This window comes from Amycolatopsis sp. NPDC089917 (assembly GCF_040684635.1).
GTDB lineage: Bacteria > Actinomycetota > Actinomycetes > Mycobacteriales > Pseudonocardiaceae > Amycolatopsis.
In genome coordinates this window covers 194,845-216,571 of the sequence record NZ_JBFBGL010000004.1, presented here as the reverse complement: position 1 = coordinate 216,571, position 21,727 = coordinate 194,845, and the positions used below count along the sequence as shown (strand labels likewise).

Genomic DNA, 21,727 nt, shown 5'->3' with positions numbered 1-21,727 from the left:
CCTCGACCGATGAGTGGGGACACCGTGGGTGAGAACGACAAGCTTCGCGACTACCTGACGCGAGTCACCGGCGAACTGCAGCGCACGCGCGGCAGGCTGGCCGCGCTGGAGGACCGCGCCGCCGAACCGATCGCGATCGTCGGCATGGGCTGCCGGTTCCCGGGCGGCGTCCGCACGCCGGAGCGGTTCTGGGAACTGCTGACCGCCGGGGAACACGGGATCACCGGGTTCCCCGAAGACCGCGGCTGGGACGTCGGCGCGCTCGTCGACCCGGACCCGGACCACCTGGGCACGAGCTACGTCGACCGAGGAGGTTTCGTCGACGGCGCCGGGGAATTCGACCCCGAGTTCTTCGGTATCTCGCCGCGCGAGGCCGTCTCGATGGACCCGCAGCAGCGGCTCCTGCTGGAGACGTCGTGGGAGGCGCTGGAGCGCGGCGGGATCGACCCGGCGTCGCTGTCCGGCAGCCGCGCCGGGGTCTTCGTCGGCACCAACGGCCAGGACTACGGACGCGACCTGCCCAAGGGCGTCGAAGGCGTCGAGGGTTACCTCGGCACCGGCATCTCCGGCAGTGTCCTTTCCGGACGGATCTCCTACGTCCTCGGGCTGGAAGGCCCGTCGGTCACCGTCGACACGGCGTGTTCGGCGTCGCTGGTCACGCTCCACCTCGCCGTCCGCGCCTTGCGCGCGGGGGAGTGCGACCTCGCGCTTTCCGGTGGTGCCACCGTGATGGCGAGCCCGGACGCGTTCATCGAGTTCTCCCGCCAGCGTGGTCTCGCGCGCGACGGCCTGGTCAAGGCGTTCGCCGCCGGGGCCGACGGCACCGCGTGGGGCGAGGGCGCCGGCATGATCGTGCTGGAGCGCCTTTCCGACGCCGAGCGCAACGGACACCCTGTCCTGGCCGTCGTCCGTGGCTCCGCGGTCAACCAGGACGGCGCGTCCAACGGTCTCACCGCGCCCAACGGTCCCTCGCAGCAGCGCGTCATCCGCCAGGCGCTGGCCGACGCGCGACTGTCCACAAAGGATGTCGACGTCGTCGAGGCGCATGGCACGGGAACCACGCTCGGTGACCCGATCGAGGTCCAGGCACTCCAGGCCACGTACGGCCGCGACCGCGGCGAGCGCGGTCCGCTGCTGCTCGGCTCGGTGAAGACGAACATCGGCCACACGCAGGCAGCCGCGGGTGTCGCCGGGATCATCAAGATGGTCCTGGCCCTGCGCAATGGGATCCTGCCCGCGAGCCTGCACATCGACGCCCCGAGTCCGCAGGTCGACTGGTCGCCGGGCTCGATCGAGCTCCTGTCGTCCGCGCGCCCGTGGCCGGAAGGGGAGACCCGCCGGGCGGGCGTCTCGTCGTTCGGCATCAGCGGCACCAACTCCCACGTGCTGCTGGAGCAGGCGCCCGCGACCGAAGAGTCCACAGTGGATACAGTGACACCGCCGGTGATCCCTTGGGCGCTGTCCGGCCGCACTCCGGCCGCGTTGCGTGCCCAGGCCCGTGCGCTGCTGGACGTCGAGGGCGATCCCGCCGACATCGGCTGGTCGCTGGCCGCGACCCGGTCCACGTTCGAGCACCGCGCCGTCGTCACCGGCCGCGACGAGGCCACGCTGCGCGCCGGGCTGACGGCGGTCGCCGAAGGAAATCACGACGTCGGCGAAGCGGCCGACGGCAGCCTCGCGGTTTGCTTCACCGGCCAGGGATCGCAGCGCCTCGGCATGGGCCGTGAGCTGTACGAGGCGTACCCGGCGTTCGCCGCCGCGTTCGACCAGGTCTGCGAGCTGCTGCCGGGTGTCCGCGAGATCGTCTTCGGTGACGACGCGGACGCCTTGAACGACACCGCGAACGCCCAGCCCGCGCTGTTCGCGCTGGAGGTCTCGCTCTACCGGCTGGTCGAATCCTGGGGCGTCGTCCCGGACTTCCTGATCGGGCATTCCGTCGGCGACTTCGCCGCGGCGCACGTGGCCGGTGTCTGGTCGCTGGAAGACGCGGCCGAGCTGATCGCCGCGCGCGGCCGTCTGATGAGCGCGTTGCCGCGCGGTGGCGCGATGTGCGCGATCGAGGCGGCCGAGGACGAGGTCCGTGCCGCTCTGGTCGCGGGCGCGGACATCGCCACCGTCAACGGCCCGCGCGCCATCGTCGTCTCCGGCACCGAGGACGCCGTGCGAGCCGTCGCGGCTGCGTTCGCCGAGCAGGGCCGCCGGACCAAGAACCTCGCCGTCTCCCACGCGTTCCACTCGGCGCTGATGGACGGCATGCTCGACGACTTCGCGACCGTCGCGCGCCGCGTCACCTACAAGACACCGAAGATCGCGCTGATCGCGGGCGTCACCGGCCGTATCGCCGAGACCGCCGAAATCCTCGACCCCGCCTACTGGGTCCGGCACGTGCGCGAAGCCGTGCGCTTCGCGGACGGTGTCAAGGCCTTGGCCGAAGCGGGCGTCACCCGCTTCCTCGAACTGGGCCCGGACGGCATCCTCTCCGCCGCCGGTCAGGACAGTGCCGAGGGCCTGTTCGTTCCGGTGCTGCGCCGCGACCGTCCCGAACCCGAGACGTTCGTCGCCGCGCTGGCCGCCGTGCACGTCCACGGCGGGAAGGTCGGCTGGGCCGCCGCGTTCGACGGCGCGCGTCCGGTCGAGCTGCCCACGTACCCGTTCCAGCGCGAGTTCTACTGGCTCCCCGCGACCCACGCCGCCGGTGACGCGGCCGGTCTCGGCCTCGGCTCGCTCGACCACCCGCTGCTCGGCGCCGCCGTCTCGGTCGCCGACGCGGGCGGCTTCCTGTTCACCGGCAGCCTTTCCCTCCGCACCCATCCGTGGCTGGCGGACCACATGGTGCACGGCCAGGTCGTCGTGCCCGGCACCGCGCTGGTCGAACTCGCCGTGCGCGCGGCCGACGAGACCGGCCTGGCGGCGCTGGAAGAGCTGACCCTGCAGACGCCGCTGGTGCTCCCGGAAAGCGGCGCGGTCCAGGTCCAGCTGTGGGCGGGGACGCCGGAGGAGCCCGGCCACCGCCCGCTCACCGTGCACTCGCGCCCGCACGGTGCGGGGGAGTGGACGCTGCACGCCACCGGCGCGCTCGCCCCGGCCGCCGCCACGCCGGACTGGGAGCTGGCCGAATGGCCGCCGCCCGGCGCCGAAGCCGTGTCGCTCGAAGGCCACTACTCCGAGCTGGCCTCGGCCGGACTGGAGTACGGCGAGATCTTCCAGGACTTGCGCGCTTTGTGGCGCGACGGCGAGCACACCTACGCCGAGGTCTCGCTGCCCGACGCCGCCCGCGACCAGGCCGGTCGCTTCGGCCTGCACCCGGCGCTGCTCGACGCGGCGTTGCACGCGCTCGCGGAGGGCGACGGTCCCGCGCGTCTGCCGTTCGCGTGGAGCGACGTCGCCCTGCACGCCTCCGGCGCGGCCGAGCTGCGTGTCCGGCTGACCCCGGCCGGCACCGACGCGGTGACGCTGCGCGTGGCCGACGGGACCGGCGCGCCGGTCGCCACCGTCGGTTCCCTGGTCGTCCGTCCCGTTTCGGCCGGAGCGCTGCGTCCGGCGGCCACCCGTGAGGGGCTGTACGAGCTGGAGTGGCGCCCGATCGCCACGCCCGAGACCGAAGCGCCGACCTGGGCGCGGTTCGCCGACGTCACCGGCGACGCCCCCGAGATCGTCGTCTACCGCGCCGAAGGGGACGACGTCCACGCCGTCACGGGCGCCACGCTGGACGTCCTCCGGACCTTCCTCGCCGAAGACCGCTTCGCCTCGTCGAAACTGCTTGTCCACACTGGACAGTCCGATGTGGACCCGGTCGCCGCCGCGGTGTGGGGACTCGTGCGCAGCGCGCAGTCCGAGCATCCGGACCGGTTCCTGCTGGTCGACGCCGACGAACTCACCGAAGTCGCCTTGGCCGCCGGTGAGCCGCAGATCGCCGTCCGCGACGGGGAACTCCGCGTCCCGCGTCTGGTCACGCCCGAATCCACCGGCAGGCTCCTGCCGCCGTCCGGGAACTGGCGGCTCGGCCTGTCCGGCAAGGGCACCTTCGACCACCTGACCCTGGAACCGCTGCCCGACGAGCCGCTCGGCCCGCAGGGCGTCCGGGTCTCCGTCCGCGCCGCCGGGCTCAACTTCCGCGACGTCCTCAACGCGCTCGGCATGTACCCCGGCGAGGCCGGACTGCTCGGCAGCGAGTTCGCCGGAACCGTCCTCGAGGTCGGCGCCGACGTCACCGACCTGCGGCCCGGCGACCAGGTGATGGGTCTCGTCTCCGGCGGCGCCGGTCCGGTCGCGGTCGCCGAACGGCCGATGATCACCCGCAAACCCGCGGACTGGACCTACGAGCAGGCCGCGTCGACACCGCTGGTGTTCCTCACCGCCTACTACGCGCTGGTCGACCTGGCCGGGCTCAAAGCGGGCGAGTCGATCCTGATCCACGCCGCCGCCGGTGGCGTCGGCATGGCCGCGACGCAGCTCGCGCGCCACCTCGGCGCCGAGGTCTACGGCACCGCCAGCGAAAGCAAGCAGTACGTGCTGCGCGACGCCGGACTCGACGACGCGCACATCGCTTCCAGCCGCACGCTGGAGTTCGAGGAGCGGTTCGGCGGCATCGACGTCGTCCTGAACGCCCTCGCCGGGGACTTCGTCGACGCCTCGATCCGCACGATGGCGCCGGGCGGCCGCTTCCTGGAAATGGGCAAGACCGACATCCGCGAGCCCGAAGACGTCCACTACCAGGCGTTCGACCTGATCGACGCCGGCGGTGAGCGGACCGCGCAGATGTGGGACGCGCTGACCGCCCTGTTCGATTCCGGCGCGCTCGCCCCGCTGCCGACCCGGACCTGGGACGTCCGCGAGGCCCGGGAAGCGTTCCGGTTCCTCAGCCAGGCCAAGCACATCGGCAAGGTCGCGCTCACCATGCCGAGGGCGCTCGACCCCGAACGGACGGTGCTGATCACCGGCGGCACGGGCGGCCTCGGCGCCCTGATCGCCCGCCATCTGGTGAGCACGCACGGCGTCCGGAAACTCCTGCTCACCAGCCGTCGCGGCCTGGACGCGCCGGGCGCACGGGAACTGGTCGAGGAACTGGACGCCGAGGTCAAGGTCGTCGCGTGCGACGTCGCCGACCGCGATGCCGTCGCCGCGCTGCTGGACGGCGTCGACCTGACCGGTGTCGTGCACGCCGCCGGTGTCCTGGACGACGGCACCATCGACGCGCTCACCCAGGAGCGGCTCGACTTCGTGCTCGGCCCGAAGGCCGACGCCGCAAGGCATCTGCACGAACTGTCCGGCGACCCGGAACTGTTCGTCACCTTCTCCTCGGCCGCCGGCGTGCTCGGCGCACCGGGACAGGGCAACTACGCGGCGGCCAACGGCTACCTCGACGGTCTCGCCGCCCACCGCCGTTCCCTCGGCCTCGCCGGGCAGTCGCTGGCCTGGGGCCCGTGGGCCGCGGGCATGGCGGAGACACTCGGCGAGGCGCATCTGGCGCGGCTGCGCGCCGGAGGCACGCCCGCGCTCGCCGTCGAGGACGGCCTCGCGCTGTTCGACGCGGCCATCGCCGCCGGTGCGCCGCTGGCGATCCCGGTCCAGCTCGATCTGCCGGTGCTCGCCGCGTCCGGACCGCTCCCGCCGCTGCTCGGCGCACTGGTCAAACCCGGCCGCCGGACCGCGAAATCCGGCAGCGACTCCTCACTCGCCAGGCGGCTCGCCGGGCTGACCGAGGCCGACCAGGACCGCGAACTGCTCGACCTCGTCCGCACCCAGGTCGCCCTGGTGCTCGGACACGTCAACGCCGCCACCGTCGAACCCGGCCGCGGGTTCATGGACTCCGGTTTCGACTCGCTGACCGCGGTCGAACTGCGCAACCGCCTCGGTTCCGTGACCGGGCTGCGGCTGCCGTCGACGGTGATCTTCGACCACCCGACCCCGGTCGCGCTCGCCGGCTACGTGCGTTCGGAACTCCTCGGCGACCTCACCGCCGGACCGCGCACCCGCGCCCGTGTCGTCAACGACGACGAGCCGATCGCGATCGTCGCCACCAGCTGCCGGTTCCCCGGCGAGGTGAACACGCCGGAAGACCTGTGGCGTCTGGTTTCCGAAGGCCGCGAAGGCCTCACCGAATTCCCCACCGACCGCGGCTGGGATCTGGCCGCGCTGTTCGACCCGACCCCGGGCAAACAGGGCGTGTCGAACACCCGCACCGGCGGCTTCCTGCCCGACGCGGGCGACTTCGATCCGGAGTTCTTCGGGATCTCGCCCCGCGAGGCACTCGCCATGGACCCGCAGCAGCGGTTGCTCCTGGAGATCGCGTGGGAGGCGTTCGAACGCGCGGGCATCCCGCCGGGCACCCTGCGCGGCAGCGACACCGGCGTCTTCACCGGCGCGATCTACCACGAATACGCCTCCAGGCTGACGAAGATCCCGGAGGAGGTCGAAGGCTTCCTCGGCACCGGCACGTCCGGCGCGATGATGTCCGGCCGCGTCTCCTACACCTTCGGTTTCGAGGGACCGGCCGTCTCGGTGGACACGGCGTGCTCGTCTTCGCTGGTCGCGATGCACCTCGCGAGCCAGGCGCTGCGGTCGGGGGAGTGCTCGCTCGCGCTGGCCGGCGGGGTCACCGTGATGGCCAACCCCGACCCGTTCGTCGACTTCAGCAAGCAGAACGCGATGGCGATCGACGGCCGCTGCAAGGCCTTCGCCAACGGCGCCGACGGTGTCGCCTGGGGTGAGGGCGCCGGGTTCGTGCTGCTGGAGAAGCTGTCCGACGCGCGCCGTAACGGACACCCGGTGCTGGCACTGCTCAAGGGATCCGCCGTCAACCAGGACGGCGCGTCCAGCGGGCTCACCGCGCCGAACGGCCCGTCGCAGCAGCGCGTGATCCTCCAGGCGCTCGCCAATGCGGGACTGTCCACTTCGGACGTCGACGTCGTCGAGGCGCACGGCACCGGCACCAGGCTGGGCGACCCGATCGAGGCGCAGGCCCTGCTCGCCACCTACGGCCAGGACCGCGAAGAGCCGCTGCTGCTCGGCTCGGTGAAGTCGAACTTCGGGCACACGCAGGCCGCGGCCGGTGTCGCCGGAGTGATCAAGATGGTCGAGGCGATGCGGCACGGCGTCGTCCCCGCGACGCTGCACGTCGACGCGCCCTCGGCCCAGGTCGATTGGGAGGCAGGCGCGATCCGCGTCGCCACCGAGTCCGCGAGCTGGCCGGAGACCGGCCGTCCGCGCCGGGCGGGCGTGTCGTCGTTCGGGTTCAGCGGGACCAACGCGCACGTCGTGCTCGAACACGTTCCCGCGCAAGAGAACCCCGAGCCGGGAACCCGGCCCGCGATGCTGCCGTGGGTGCTGTCCGGCCGGTCCGAGGAAGCCTTGCGGGCACAGGCCGCGCGGCTCGCCGACCTGACGGATGACCCGCTCGACGTCGCCTGGACGCTCGCCACCGCCCGCACCGCGCACGAACGGCGCGCGGTCGTCGTCGGGACCGATCCGTCGGTGCTGCGGGCCGGGCTGTCCGCGTTCGCCGACACCGGGCGGGCGGCCAACGTCGTGTCCGGCCGCGCGGCCACCGGCAGGCTCGCGTTCCTGTTCACCGGCCAGGGCGCTCAGCGCCTCGGCATGGGCCAGGGCCTTTACGAGACCTTCCCGGTGTTCGCGGCGGCCTATGACGAGATCGCCGCGCTGCTTCCGCTCGATGGTGAAATCGACCGGACCGGCACCGCGCAGCCCGCGATCTTCACCCTCGAAGTGGCGCTGTTCCGGCTCTTCGAGTCCTGGGGTGTGACGCCCGACTTCATGGCGGGGCATTCGATCGGCGAGATCGCTGCGGCGCATGTCGCCGGGGTGCTTTCGCTTGCGGACGCGGCGAAGCTGGTCGAGGCTCGTGGCCGGTTGATGGAGGCGCTGCCCGAGGGCGGGGCGATGGTCGCGGTCCAGGCGTCCGAGGACGAGGTGCGCGAGTTCCTGTCCGACGCGGTCTGCCTGGCGGCGGTCAACGGTCCGCAGGCGATCGTGCTGTCCGGTGTGGACGGTCCGGTCCGCGAGGTCGCCGCCCGGTTCGCCGGAGAAGGGCGTCGCACCAAGCATCTCGTGGTGTCGCACGCGTTCCACTCGGCGCTGATGGAGCCGATGCTGGACGAGTTCGCCGCGGTCGTGCGGAGCCTGGAGTTCTCGGCGCCGCGGATCCCGATCGTGTCCACCGTGAGCGCGTCGGCGGATCTGACCGACCCGGGTTACTGGGTGCGGCACGTGCGCGAAACCGTCCGGTTCGCCGACGGCCTCGCGGCCCTGACCGCCGAGGGCGTCACGACGTTCCTCGAACTCGGCCCGGACGCGGTGCTCAGTGCGCTCGTCGACGGCGGTGTGCCCGCGCTGCGCAAGGACCAGGACGAGGCCAGGACCGCGATGACCGCGCTGGGCGCGGTGCACGCGGCGGGCGCTCCCGTCGACTGGGACCGCTTCTTCGACGGCAGCGGCGCGCGGCCGGCGAATCTGCCCACCTATCCGTTCCAGCGCCGTCGTTTCTGGCTGCTGGCGCCGCCGGGATCCGGTGACGCCACCGCGCTCGGCCTCGGCGCGCTCGACCACCCGCTGCTGGGCGCCGCCGTCGCGCTGCCCGAACGCGGCGGGCTCGTGCTCACCGGACGCCTGTCGCTCGACGAACAGCCGTGGCTGGCCGGGCACCGCGTCCGCGACGCCGTCCTGCTGCCCGGCACCGCGTTCGCCGAACTGGCCGTGCGGGCGGGCGACGAGGTCGGCTGCGGCACCGTCGAGGAACTGACGTTGCAGGCGCCGCTGGTGCTCACCTCGGCCCCGGTCCAGCTCCGAGTGTCCCTTTCGGACAGTGGTTCCCTGGCGGTGCACTCCCGTCCCCAGGACGGCGACTGGACGTTGCACGCCACCGGCTCGCTGACCACGGCCGCCGAAGAACCCGCCGCGATCACCGAGTGGCCGCCGTCCGGTGCGGAATCCGTCGACCTGGAAGGCTTCTACACCACGCTCGCCGAGGCCGGTCTCACCTACGGGGACCCGTTCCGCGGTCTGCGCGCGGCTTGGCGCCGCGGTGACGAGGTCTTCGCCGAGGTCTCGCTGCCCGAGGGCACCGACGTCCGCGGGTTCGGGCTGCACCCGGCCCTGCTCGACGCCGTCCTGCACGCCGTCGGCCTGACCGGCGGCCCGGCGCGGCTGCCGTTCTCGTGGGCGGGATTGTCCCTGCACGCCACCGGAGCGAGCACCCTGCGGGCCAAGCTCACCCCGGCCGGTCAGGACGCCGTGTCCTTGCAGGTCACCGACGGCACGGGCGCGCCGGTGCTTTCGGTCGCTTCGCTGAGCCTGCGTCCGGTGGGTGACGGGCCGCTGCCCAGCGCCACCACCGACGCGCTGTTCGGCATCGAGTGGATCCCCGTCGCCGTTCCGCGGCAGGCCGAAGACGTCGCCGTGCACGAAGCCGCGTCGGTCGAAGGCGCGCTCGAAGCGTTGCAGGCGGCCGAAGACCGGCTCGTCGTCCACCTCACCGGTGACCGCCCGGAGCACGCCGCGATCGCCGGACTGGTGCGCAGCGCGCAGGCCGAGTACCCGGACAAGTTCGTCCTGGTCCACGGCGACGGAGACGCCCGGATCGCGGCCGCCACCGGTGAGCCCGAGGTCAAACTGACCGAGGACGGTCCGCGTGTGCCCCGCCTGACGCGGTCCCGCGCCACGGCCGACCCGGACTGGACGCTCGACGGCACCGTGCTGGTCACCGGCGGTACCGGAGGACTCGGCGCGCACGTCGCGCGGCGGCTCGTCGAGCGGCACGGCGTCCGGCACCTGCTGCTCGTCGGACGCCGGGGAGCCGACGCTCCCGGCGCCGAAGCCTTGCGGGAGGATCTGCGCACGCTCGGCGCGGAGGTGACGATCGCCGCGTGCGACGTCGCCGACCGGTCCCAGGTCGAGTCCGTGCTCGCTCTCGTCGAGGAACCGCTCAGCGGTGTGGTGCACGCCGCCGGCGTCCTCGACGACGGCGTCCTCACCTCGATGACCCCCGAGCGGCTCGCCGCCGTGGCGGGACCCAAATCCGAAGCCGCGCGGCATCTGCACGAACTGACGTCCGATCTGAAGCTGTTCGTCACGTTCTCTTCGATCGCCGGCGCGCTCGGCGCGCCCGGTCAGGCGAACTACGCGGCGGCCAACGGCTACCTCGACGGGCTCGCCACGCTCCGGCGCGCCCAAGGCATTCCCGGCACGTCGATCGCTTACGGTCTCTGGGAAACCGGCATGGGCGAGGGGCGCGGGGGAGCGGCCCTGCCCGTCGAAACCGGACTGGAGCTGTTCGACCTCCTGGCCTTCGGTGACGACCCGCGTCCGGTCGCGACCAAGCTGGACCTCGCCGCGCTACGCGCCGAAGCAGAGATACCGCATGTGCTGCGGAGCCTGGTCCGGCCGCGCCGTCGTCGCGCGGCGGAGGAAGCAGAAGCCGCGGGCCTGCGGCAGCGCTTGGCGGGTGTGCCCGCCGGTGAGCGCGTCCGGCTGCTGACCGAGCTGGTCCGCACCGAGGCCGCGCACGTCCTCAGCCACACCAGCCCCGACGCCGTCGAAGCGGACCGCGCGTTCGGCGACCTCGGCTTCGACTCGCTCACCGCGGTCGAGTTCCGCAACCGCCTGAGCACGGTCACCGGGCTGCGGCTTCCGGCGACGCTGACCTTCGACCACCCGACCCCGGTGGCGCTGGCCGAATTCCTGCTCGCCGAACTGCTCGACGAACCCGCCGACGCGACCCCGGTCTTCACCGCGGCCCGCGCCGACGGCGACCCGATCGTCATCGTCGGCATGGCCTGCCGCTACCCGGGCGGCGTGACGTCCCCGGAAGAGCTGTGGGACCTCGTCGCCGGTGGCCGCGACGGCGTGACCCGGTTCCCCGAGGACCGTGGCTGGGACGTCGACGGCATCTACGACCCCGACCCCGACCGGCCGGGCAAGACCTACACCCGCGAGGGAGGATTCCTGCACGACGCGGGCGACTTCGACCCGGAGTTCTTCGGGATCTCGCCCCGTGAGGCGCTCGCGATGGACCCGCAGCAGCGCTTGCTGCTCGAAGTCGCGTGGGAGGCGCTGGAGCGGTCCGGCACCGACCCGGCCGCGCTCAAGGGCAGCCCGACCGGCGTGTTCGCCGGGGTCATGTACCACGACTACGGCACCCGGCTCGGCAACGACGTCCCCGACGACGTCGAGGGCTTCCTCGGCACCGGCACCTCGGGTTCCGTGCTGTCCGGCCGCGTCGCCTACACCCTCGGCCTGGAGGGACCCGCGGTGTCGGTCGACACGGCGTGTTCCTCGTCGCTGGTCGCCCTGCACTGGGCGACGCAGGCGCTGAAGTCGGGGGAGTGCTCGCTGGCGCTGGCCGGTGGTGTCACGGTGATGGCGACGCCGGAGACGTTCATCGGGTTCTCCCGTCAGCGCGGCCTCGCCGCCGACGGCCGCTGCAAGTCCTTCTCGTCCGACGCCGACGGGACCGGCTGGGCCGAGGGCGCCGGAATGCTGGTACTGGAACGGCTTTCCGACGCGCGCCGCAACGGACACCGCGTGCTCGCGGTCGTCAAGGGCTCCGCGGTCAACTCCGACGGCGCGTCCAACGGCCTCACCGCCCCCAACGGTCCCTCGCAGCAGCGGGTGATCCGCCAGGCACTCGCCGCGGCCGGGGTCCCGTCGTCCACTGTGGACGCTGTCGAGGCGCACGGAACCGGTACGACCTTGGGCGACCCGATCGAGGCGCAGGCGCTCCTGGCCACCTACGGCCGCGAACGCGACGGCGAACCGTTGTACCTCGGCTCGGTGAAGTCCAACTTCGGGCACACGCAGGCCGCGGCGGGCGTCGCCGGGATCATCAAGATGGTCCAGGCGATGCGCCACGGCGTCCTGCCGCGGACGCTGCACCTGGGCGAGGCGACCCCGCACGTCGACTGGGAAGCCGGCGACGTCGAGCTGCTCGCCGAAGGCCGGGAGTGGCCGGAGACCGGACGCCCGCGGCGGTCCGCCGTGTCGTCGTTCGGGATCAGCGGCACCAACGCGCACGTCATCCTCGAACAGCCCCCGGCCGAAACCCCCGCTCCACGCGAGGTCGTGACCCCGGCGCTCGTGCCGTGGGTGCTTTCCGGCCGCGCGGAGGACACGCTGCGAGAGCAGGCCGAGCGCCTGCTCGGCCGCGACGGCGAGCCGGTCGACGTCGGCTTGGCGCTCGCCACGACCCGGACCGCGCACGAACGGCGTGCCGTCGTGCTTGGTGCCACGGAAGAAGAACTCCGCGCCGGACTCGGCTCGCTGGCCGAAGGTGCCACGACGCCCTCGGTCGTCGCCGGGCGCGTGCTGTCCGGGCGGACCGCGTTCCTGTTCACCGGTCAGGGATCCCAGCGCCCCGGCATGGGCGAAGGGCTCTACGCCGCCTTCCCGGCGTTCGCCAAGGCCTACGACGAGGTCACCGCGCTGCTCCCGGCAGGCGGCGACCTGAACCGCACCGGCACCGCGCAGCCCGCGATCTTCGCGCTGGAGGTCGCGCTCTACCGGCTCGCCGAATCCTGGGGCATGGCGCCCGATTTCGTGGCCGGGCACTCGATCGGCGAGATCGCGGCCGCTCACGTGGCGGGCGTGCTTTCGCTGGAGGACGCGGCGAAGCTGGTCGAGGCTCGTGGCCGGTTGATGGAGGCGCTGCCCGAGGGCGGCGCGATGGTCGCGGTCCAGGCGAGCGAGGACGAGGTGCGCGAGCACCTGACGCCGAAGGTCTCGCTGGCCGCCGTCAACGGCCCGGATTCGGTCGTGTTCTCCGGTGCCGCGTCACCGACGCTCAAGCTGGCCAAGAAGTTCGAGAAGCTCGGCCGCCGCACCAAGCGGCTGGAGGTCTCGCACGCGTTCCACTCGGCCCTGATGGAGCCGATGCTCGACGAGTTCGCCGCCGTGGTGGCCGAACTCGGCTTCTCGGCCCCGACGACCCCATTCGTGTCCACAGTGGACGGCGAGCGGTCGGCGCGGGTCGCCGAACCCGGCTACTGGGTCGAGCACGTCCGCGCCACCGTCCGGTTCGCCGCCGGGCTGGCGTGGCTGCGCGAGGCCGGGGTGACCAAGTTCGTCGAACTCGGCCCGGCCGCCGTGCTGACCGCGCTCGCCGACGACGGCCCGGACACCTTCGCGGCCTCGTTCCTGCGTGCCGGCCGCGACGAGGCGGAGACCGCGCTCACCACGCTGGCCGCCGCGTACACCCGCGGTGTCCCGGTGGACTGGGCCGCGGTGTTCCGCCCGACCGGCGCCCGCGTCGTCGACCTGCCGACGTCGGTGTTCGACCGCCGCCGGTTCTGGCTCGCCGCCGGAAGCGGCGCGGGCGACGTCACCACGGCCGGGCTCCAGGCCGCCGGGCATCCGCTGCTGGGCGCCGCGGTGCCGTTCGCCGACGGCGACGGCTGGGTCCTGACCGGACGGCTTTCGGTCGCCACGCATCCGTGGCTGGCCGGGCACGCCGCGTTCGGCGAAGTGCTCGTCCCCGGCACCGGACTGCTCGAACTCGCCGTCCGCGCCGGTGACGAAGCCGGCTGCGGAGGCGTGGAGGAACTGACCCTGGCCGCGCCGCTGGTGCTGCCCTCGCACGGCGCGCTGGACATCCAGGTGCTCGTCGGCGCGGCGGGCCCGAGCGGACGGCGCCCGGTTTCGGTGCATTCGCGTGCGCCGCAGGGGGAGTGGACCGAGCACGCCACCGGCACGCTCTCCCCCGAGGCCGCCGCCGTGCCGTCCGGGCTGACCGAATGGCCGCCTACCGCCGAGCCGATCTCCCTGGACGGTTTGTACAGCGATCTGGCGGCAGCCGGACTCGACTACGGGCCGCCGTTCCGCGGGCTCACCACCGCCTGGCGCGACGGGGACACCGTCTTCGCCGAGGTGGAACTGCCCGAGGCCACCGAAGTCGACGGCTTCGGCCTGCATCCGGCGCTGCTCGACGCGGCCCTGCACACCTTGGGGCTGCTCCCGGGCGAGGGCACCCGTCTGCCGTTCCTGTTCGGCGACGTCACCCTGCACGCCACCGGCGCCACCGCGCTGCGCGTCCGGGTCACCCCCGCCGGTTCTGGATTCTCCTTGCTGGTCACCGACACCACGGGCGCGCCGGTCGCCACGATCGGCACGGTCGCGGTCCGGGCGGCGGAGGCGCCGAGGCAGCGCGGCACGGACTCGCTGTACGAGCTGACCTGGGTCGAGGTCCCCGCCGACGGCGAGGCGAGCGAAGACGTCCAGGTCTTCACCGCGCCGGACGGCGAGCCGCGCGACGCGCTGGCGGCGACCCTGACCGCGATCCAGGAGTTCCTGGCCGACGGCGGGACGCGGCTGGTGATCCGCACCGGCGACACCCTGGCAGGGGCCGCCGTCCGCGGTCTCGCCCGCACCGCCGCCTCGGAACACCCGGACCGGTTCGTCGTCCTCGAAGGGGAGGACGTCACGACCGCGCTGGCCACCGGCGAACCGCAGGTCCGGGTCCGCGACGGTGTCGCGGAGGTCCCGCGACTGGCCCGCGCGACGCCCGGTGAGGCCGCGATCTGGGGCGAGGGAACGGTTCTCGTCACCGGCGGCACCGGCGGGGTCGGGGCCGCGATCGCCCGGCACCTCGCGCCGGACGTCACCAAGCTGGTCCTCACCAGCCGCCGCGGCCTCGACGCGCCCGGCGCGGCGGAACTGGCGGAGGAGCTCGGCGCCGAGGTCGTCGCCTGCGACGTCACCGACCGCGACTCGCTCGCCGCCCTGCTCGGCGGGATCGACGACCTCACCGGGATCGTGCACGCCGCCGGTGTGCTCGACGACGGTGTCGTCACGGAACTGACCCCGGAGCGCATCGACACCGTGCTGCGGCCCAAGGCCGAGGCGGCGCTCGCGCTCCACGAACTCACCCTCGGCGAGCCGCTGACCCAGTTCGTGCTGGTGTCCTCGGTTTCCGGGATCCTCGGCGGCCCGGGGCAGGCCAGTTACGCCGCGGCCAACGCCCTGCTCGACGACCTCGCGCGACGACGTCACGCCGAAGGTCTGCCCGCCCGTTCGCTCGCGTACGGCCTGTGGGCCAACGGCATGGGCGGACAGTCCGATGTGGACCGTCTGGCCCGTGCCGGATTCGGCGCGCTGACCGAAGAAGAAGGCCTGGCGTTGTTCGACGCCGCACTGGCCGCTTCGACGCCGGTCCCGGTGCCGGTCAAGCTCGACCTGGCGACGCTGCGCACGCTGGCCCGCACCAGCGAGCCCGCTCCCGCGCTGCGCGGTCTGGTCCGGGTGCCGAAGCGACGGGGCGCGGCCAACGCCGCGGCCGCCGCCGGGCTGGCCGTGACGCTGACCCGGCTCTCGCCCGCCGATCAGCTCTCGCATCTGGTCGACCTGGTCCGCGGTCACGTCGCGGACGTGCTCGGACACGGCACCGCGACGTCGGTCGAGGCAGGCCGCGCGTTCACCGAACTCGGGTTCGACTCGCTCACCGCCGTCGAGCTGCGCAACCGGCTCGGCGAGGCGACCGGTCTGCGGCTGCCCGCCACGCTCGTCTTCGACCACCCGAACCCGGCGGCGCTGGCGACCTACATCCGCACCGAGATCGCCGGTGACGTGTCCACTGTGGACGTCGAGCCGGTGCGGGTCGCCGAACCGGACGAGCCGATCGCGATCGTCGCGATGAGCTGCCGGTTCCCGGGTGGCGTCAGCTCGCCGGAGGATCTGTGGCGCCTGGTCGCCGAAGGGACTGACGCGATCACGCCGTTCCCGTCCGACCGTGGCTGGGACCTCGACCGGCTGTATCACCCGGACCCCGACCACCCCGGCACCAGCTACGCCCGCGAGGGCGGTTTCCTGCACGACGCCGCCGACTTCGACGCGGAGTTCTTCGGCATCTCTCCGCGTGAGGCGGTCACCGTCGACCCGCAGCAGCGGTTGCTGCTGGAGACGGCACAGGAGGCGTTCGAGCGCGCCGGGATCGACCCGGTCTCGCTCAAGGGCAGCGCCACCGGGGTGTTCGCCGGGGTCATGTACGACGACTACGCCTCCCGGCTGGCCGCCACCCCGGACGGGATGGAAGGCCTGCTCGGGACCGGTAGCGCGAGCAGTGTGCTGACCGGACGCGTCGCCTACACCTTCGGGCTCGAAGGTCCGGCGGTCTCGGTCGACACGGCGTGCTCGTCTTCGCTGGTCGCCCTGCACTGGGCGGCGCAAGCACTGCGTTCGGGTGAATGCGGCCTGGCGCTGGTGGGCGGCGCGACCGTGATGGCCAGCCCCAACCCGTTCATCGAGTTCTCCCGTCAGCGCGGCCTGGCCGCCGACGGCCGCTGCAAGCCGTTCGCGGCGGCGGCCGACGGCACCGCCTGGGCCGAGGGCGCCGGATTCCTGCTCCTGGAACGGCTTTCCGACGCGCGCCGCAACGGACGTCAGGTCCTGGCGGTGGTCCGAGGCAGCGCGGTCAACCAGGACGGCGCGTCCAACGGCATGACCGCGCCCAACGGTCCCTCGCAGCAGCGGGTGATCCGGCGGGCACTGGCGGCGGCGGGCGTCGAATCGTCCACCGTGGACATCGTCGAGGCGCACGGCACCGGCACCGCGCTGGGCGACCCGATCGAGGCGCAGGCGTTGCTGGCCACCTACGGCCAGGACCGCGAGGAACCGTTGTGGCTGGGCTCGGTGAAGTCCAACATCGGCCACACCCAGGCCGCCGCCGGCCTCGCCGGGATCATCAAGATGGTCGAGGCGATGCGTCACGGCGTCCTGCCCGCGACCCTGCACGTCGACGAGCCGTCACCGCACGTCGACTGGAGTGAAGGCGAAGTCCGGCTGCTGACCGAGGCACGTCCTTGGCCCGAGGCGGGCAGGCCCAGGCGAGCGGCGGTTTCGGCGTTCGGCATCAGCGGCACCAACGCGCACGTCATCCTGGAGCAGGTCCCGGAGCCCGCGAAGCACGCGACCCCGGCGGCGCCGTCGCTCCTGCCGTGGGTGCTGAGCGCCCGCACCGAGGACGCGCTGCGGGCCCAGGCCGGACGGCTGCTCGGCACGGTCGGGTTCGCCGACCCGGTCGACATCGGGTACGCGCTGGCCACCACCCGGACCGCGTTCGAGCGGCGGGCGGTGCTCACCGGCGACGCCGACGCGCTTCGTGCCGGGCTGGCCGCCCTCGCCGGCGGCCGGAACACCCCGGACGTCGTCACCGGACGTGCGGCCGAAGGCAAACTCGCACTGCTGTTCACCGGTCAGGGTTCGCAGCGGCTCGGCATGGGACAGGGCCTCTACGACGCCTTCCCGGTGTTCGCGGCGGCTTACGACGAGGTTTCCGCGCTGCTCTCGCTCGACGGTGACATCGACCGCACCGGCACCGCGCAGCCCGCGATCTTCGCCCTGGAAGTGGCTTTGTTCCGGCTGGTGGAGTCGTGGGGGATCCGGCCCGATTTCCTGGCCGGGCACTCGATCGGCGAGATCGCCGCCGCCCACGTGGCTGGCGTGTTCTCCCTGGAGGACGCGGCGAAGCTCGTCGAGGCTCGGGGCCGCTTGATGGAGGCCCTGCCGGAAGGCGGCGCGATGGTCGCCGTGCAGGCGACCGAGGACGAGGTGCGCGAGTACCTGTCCGACGAGGTCTGCCTGGCGGCGGTCAACGGACCGCAGGCGATCGTTCTGTCCGGTGTGGACGGTCCGGTCCGCGAAGTCGCCGACCGGTTCGTGAAGGAAGGCCGCCGCACCAAGGCGCTGGTCGTCTCGCACGCGTTCCACTCGGCGCTGATGGAGCCGATGCTGGCGGAGTTCGCCGAAGTCGCGGAGTCCCTGAGCTACGCCGAGCCGCGGATCCCGATCGTGTCCGCGGTGACCGAATCGGCGGATCTGACCGACCCGGGTTACTGGGTCCGGCACGTCCGCGAAACCGTGCGGTTCGCCGACGGTGTCGCCGCACTCGCCGCTGCGGGCGTCACCCGGTTCACCGAACTCGGCCCGGACGGCGTGCTCTCCGCGATGGGTCTCGACAGCGCCCCTGACGCGGTGTTCGTCCCGGTGCTGCGCAAGGATCGCGACGAACGCCAGACCGCTGCCCTCGCGTTCAGCCGACTAATTGCGACGGGTACCGACGTCGACTGGACGGCGTTCTTCGACGGCACGGACGCCCACGCCGTCCCGCTGCCCACCTACGCGTTCCAGCGGGAGCGCTTCTGGCTCGACCCGCCGGCCGTCGCCGGTGACGCCGCTGGGCTGGGCCTGGCCGCGGCCGGGCACCCGCTGCTCGGGGCGACTGTGCCGACAGTGGGCGAGGACGGCCTGGTCGGCTACGGCAGGCTGTCACGCGCCGTGCAGCCGTGGCTGGCCGATCACGCGGTGCTCGGCACCGTGCTGGTCCCCGGCGCGGCGCTGATCGAACTCGCCGTCCGGGCGGGTGACGAACTCGGCTGCGCCCGCGTGGCCGAACTGACGCTGGCCGCGCCGATGGTGCTGCCCGAGACCGGCGGACTCGCCGTGCAGGTCGTGGTCGGTGCCCCGGACGACGACGGACGACGTCCGGTGTCGATCCATTCCCGGCTCGACGAGGCCTCCTGGACCGAACACGCGACCGGCCTGCTCGCCCCCGGGGACGCCTATCCGGCGGCCAAGGACGCCACGTGGCCGCCCGCCGGAGCCAAGGCTCTCGACGTCACGGACCTCTACCCGGGGCTCGCCGACGCGGGCCTGCGGTACGGGCCGGTGTTCCAGGGCCTCACCGCCGCCTGGCTGGTCGGCGACGAGGTCTGCGCCGATCTCGAACTGCCCGCCGCCGCGCACGGGGACGCCGGGAAGTTCGGCCTGCACCCGGCCCTGCTCGACGCCGCGCTGCACGCCATCGGCCTGCTGCCCGGGAACGCCGAGACCACCCGGTTGCCGTTCCTCTGGCGTGACGTCGTCCTGCACGCGGCGGGCGCCACCGCCGCCCGCGTCCGGGTCGCCGCCTCCGGTACCGATTCGGTGCGGCTGGAGCTCACCGACGGTGCGGGAGCGCCGGTCCTGACGGTGGGATCGTTGCTGCTGCGCGAGGTCACCGACCTCGGACCGGCGGCTCCGTCCACCTCGGACTCGCTGTTCCGGCTCGGCTGGGCCCAGGTCACGAACGAGTCCCCGGCTCCGGCGACAGAGCTGCTCTCGGCGGTACCCGGCACCGGCGAGACCCCGGCGGCCGCGCACGCCCTGCTGCGAAGCACGCTGGCGAAGCTGCAGGACTGGCTGGCCGAGGAGAAGGAAACCATCCTCGTCGTGCGCACCGAAAACGCGGTCGCCGTGTCTGCTTCGGACACTGTCGACCCGGCTTCGGCCGCGGTCTGGGGCCTGGTCCGCAGTGCCCAGTCCGAGAACCCCGGCCGTCTGGTGCTGCTCGACGCGGCCGAGGCCGACGTCGACACCGCGCTGGCCGTGCTGGGTGACGAAACGCAGCTGGCCGTCCGGGACGGTGTCGTCCACGCGGCCCGGCTGCTGACCGCGTCGTCGTCGCCGGATCTCGTGCCGCCGTGGCACGAACCGGCCTGGCGCCTCGACAGCGTCGTCAAGGGCACCCTCGACAGGCTCTCGTTCGAGCCGTACCCCGACGTGCTCGAACCCTTGCTGCCGCGCGAGGTCCGGATCGCCACCCGGGCGGCCGGGACGAACTTCCGCGACGTGCTCAACGTGCTCGGCATGTACCCGGGTGACGCCGGCCGGATCGGCTACGAGGCCGCCGGTGTCGTCACCGACGTCGGCTCCGAAGTGACCGACCTCGTGCCGGGCGACCGGGTGATGGGACTGGTGCACGGCGGGTTCGGCCCGCTCACCTTCGCCGACCGGGACCTGCTGGCGAAGATGCCCGAGGGCTGGACGTACGAAGAGGCCGCCTCGGTACCGCTGGTCTACCTCACCGCCTACTACGCGCTGACCGACCTCGGCGCGCTGAAGCAGGGCGAGTCCGTGCTGATCCACGCCGCGGCGGGCGGTGTCGGCATGGCCGCCACGCAGCTCGCCCGGCACCTCGGCGCCGAGGTGTTCGGCACCGCGAGCGAGGGCAAATGGGACGTCCTGCGCGCCGCCGGGCTGGCCGACGACCACATCGCGTCGTCGCGGACGCTCGAGTTCGAGGAGCGGTTCCGCGAGACCACCGGCGGGAACGGCGTGGACGTCGTCCTCAACGCGCTGACGGGCGACTTCATCGACGCGTCGATGCGCCTGTTACCGCGCGGTGGACGGTTCGTGGAAATGGGGAAGACCGACGTCCGTCCGGACGGCTGCGCCGCGGGGCACCATCCCGGTGTGACTTACCAGGCGTTCGACGTGATCGACGCGGGCAATCGCCGGATCGCGCAGATATGGGAGGAGTTGATCGCCTTGTTCGACCAGGGCGCGCTCACCCCGCTGCCGATCCGCGCCTGGGATCTGCGCCAGGCCCCGGAGGCGCTGCGCTTCCTGTCCCAGGCCAAGCACGTCGGCAAGGTCGTGCTGACGGTGCCGCGCCGCCCGATCGGCGGCACGGTGCTCGTCACCGGCGGCACCGGTGGCCTCGGCGCTGTCCTGGCCAAGCACCTGGTCACCAAGCACGGCATCACCGATCTGGTGCTGACCAGCCGCCGCGGTCCGGACGCGCCCGGCGCGGCCGAACTGACCGCGGAACTGACCGAGCTGGGCGCGACCGTGCGGATCGAGGCGTGCGACGCCGCCGACCGCGCCGCGCTCGCCGCGGTCCTCGACCGCACGCCGGACCTGACCGGTGTGGTGCACGCGGCCGGTGTCCTCGACGACGGCCTGCTGACCGCGCTCACCCCCGAGCGGCTCGAAAAGGTGCTGCGGCCCAAGGTGGACGCGGCGTGGAACCTGCACGAGCTCACCCGCGGACACGACCTGACCCTGTTCGTCCTGTTCTCCTCGGCCGCCGGGGTGCTCGGCGCGCCGGGGCAGGCGAACTACGCCGCGGCGAACACCTTCCTCGACGGCTTGGCGCACCACCGCCGCGGCCTCGGCCTTCCCGCGACGTCGCTCGCCTTCGGTCTCTGGGCCGACGGCATGGGCGACTCCGCGGACTCGGACCGGATGGGCCGCGACGGGGTCGGCAGTTTCGACCCGGCCGAGGGCCTCGACCTGTTCGACGTGGCCACCGGCCTGGCCGAGCCGGTCTCGGTGCCGGTCAAGCTGGACGTCGCCGGGCTCCGGTCGATGACCGGACCGGTGCCGCCGCTGTTGCGCGGTCTCGTCCGCGGTTCGGTGCGGCGTGCCGCACCGGTGGACGCGGCGGCGCAGGCCGACGGGCTCAAGCGACGGCTCGCCGGGCTGTCGCAGGTGGACGCCGAGCGGGTGCTGCTCGGGGTGGTGCGCGGTCAGGCCGCGGCCGCCCTCGGGCACGACGGCGCGGACTCGATCGAGCCGGGCCGGGCGTTCACCGAACTGGGCTTCGACTCGCTGACCGCGGTCGAGCTGCGCAACGGGCTCGACGCGGCCACCGGGCTGCGCCTGCCCGCGACGTTGATCTTCGACTACCCGACTCCGGACGACCTCGCCAAGTTCCTGCAGTCCGAAGTCGTGCCTGCTGCGGCCGAGGACACCGGACTGGCTTCGGGAATCGACAAGCTCGCCGCCGAATTGTCCACAGTGGACATCGAAGCGGCCGACGCCGGCGAGGTCGAGGCGAAACTGCGGAGCCTGATCACCCTGTGGCAGGACCGCGTCCGCCCGTCCGGCGGCGACGCCGACCTCGAAGTGGACACCATCGACGACATGTTCGCCCTGCTGGACAACGAACTCTGACCCCCGGCCC

General features: G+C 73.1%; 1 protein-coding gene. It reads left to right on the top strand.

The genetic code is table 11. The features are described from left to right. Window positions 1–24 precede the first annotated feature (24 nt). Window positions 25–21,717, top strand: a complete 21,693-nt coding sequence (locus AB0N89_RS05380) for an SDR family NAD(P)-dependent oxidoreductase (protein WP_364200438.1) — start codon at window positions 25–27, stop codon at window positions 21,715–21,717. Window positions 21,718–21,727: the final 10 nt, after the last annotated feature.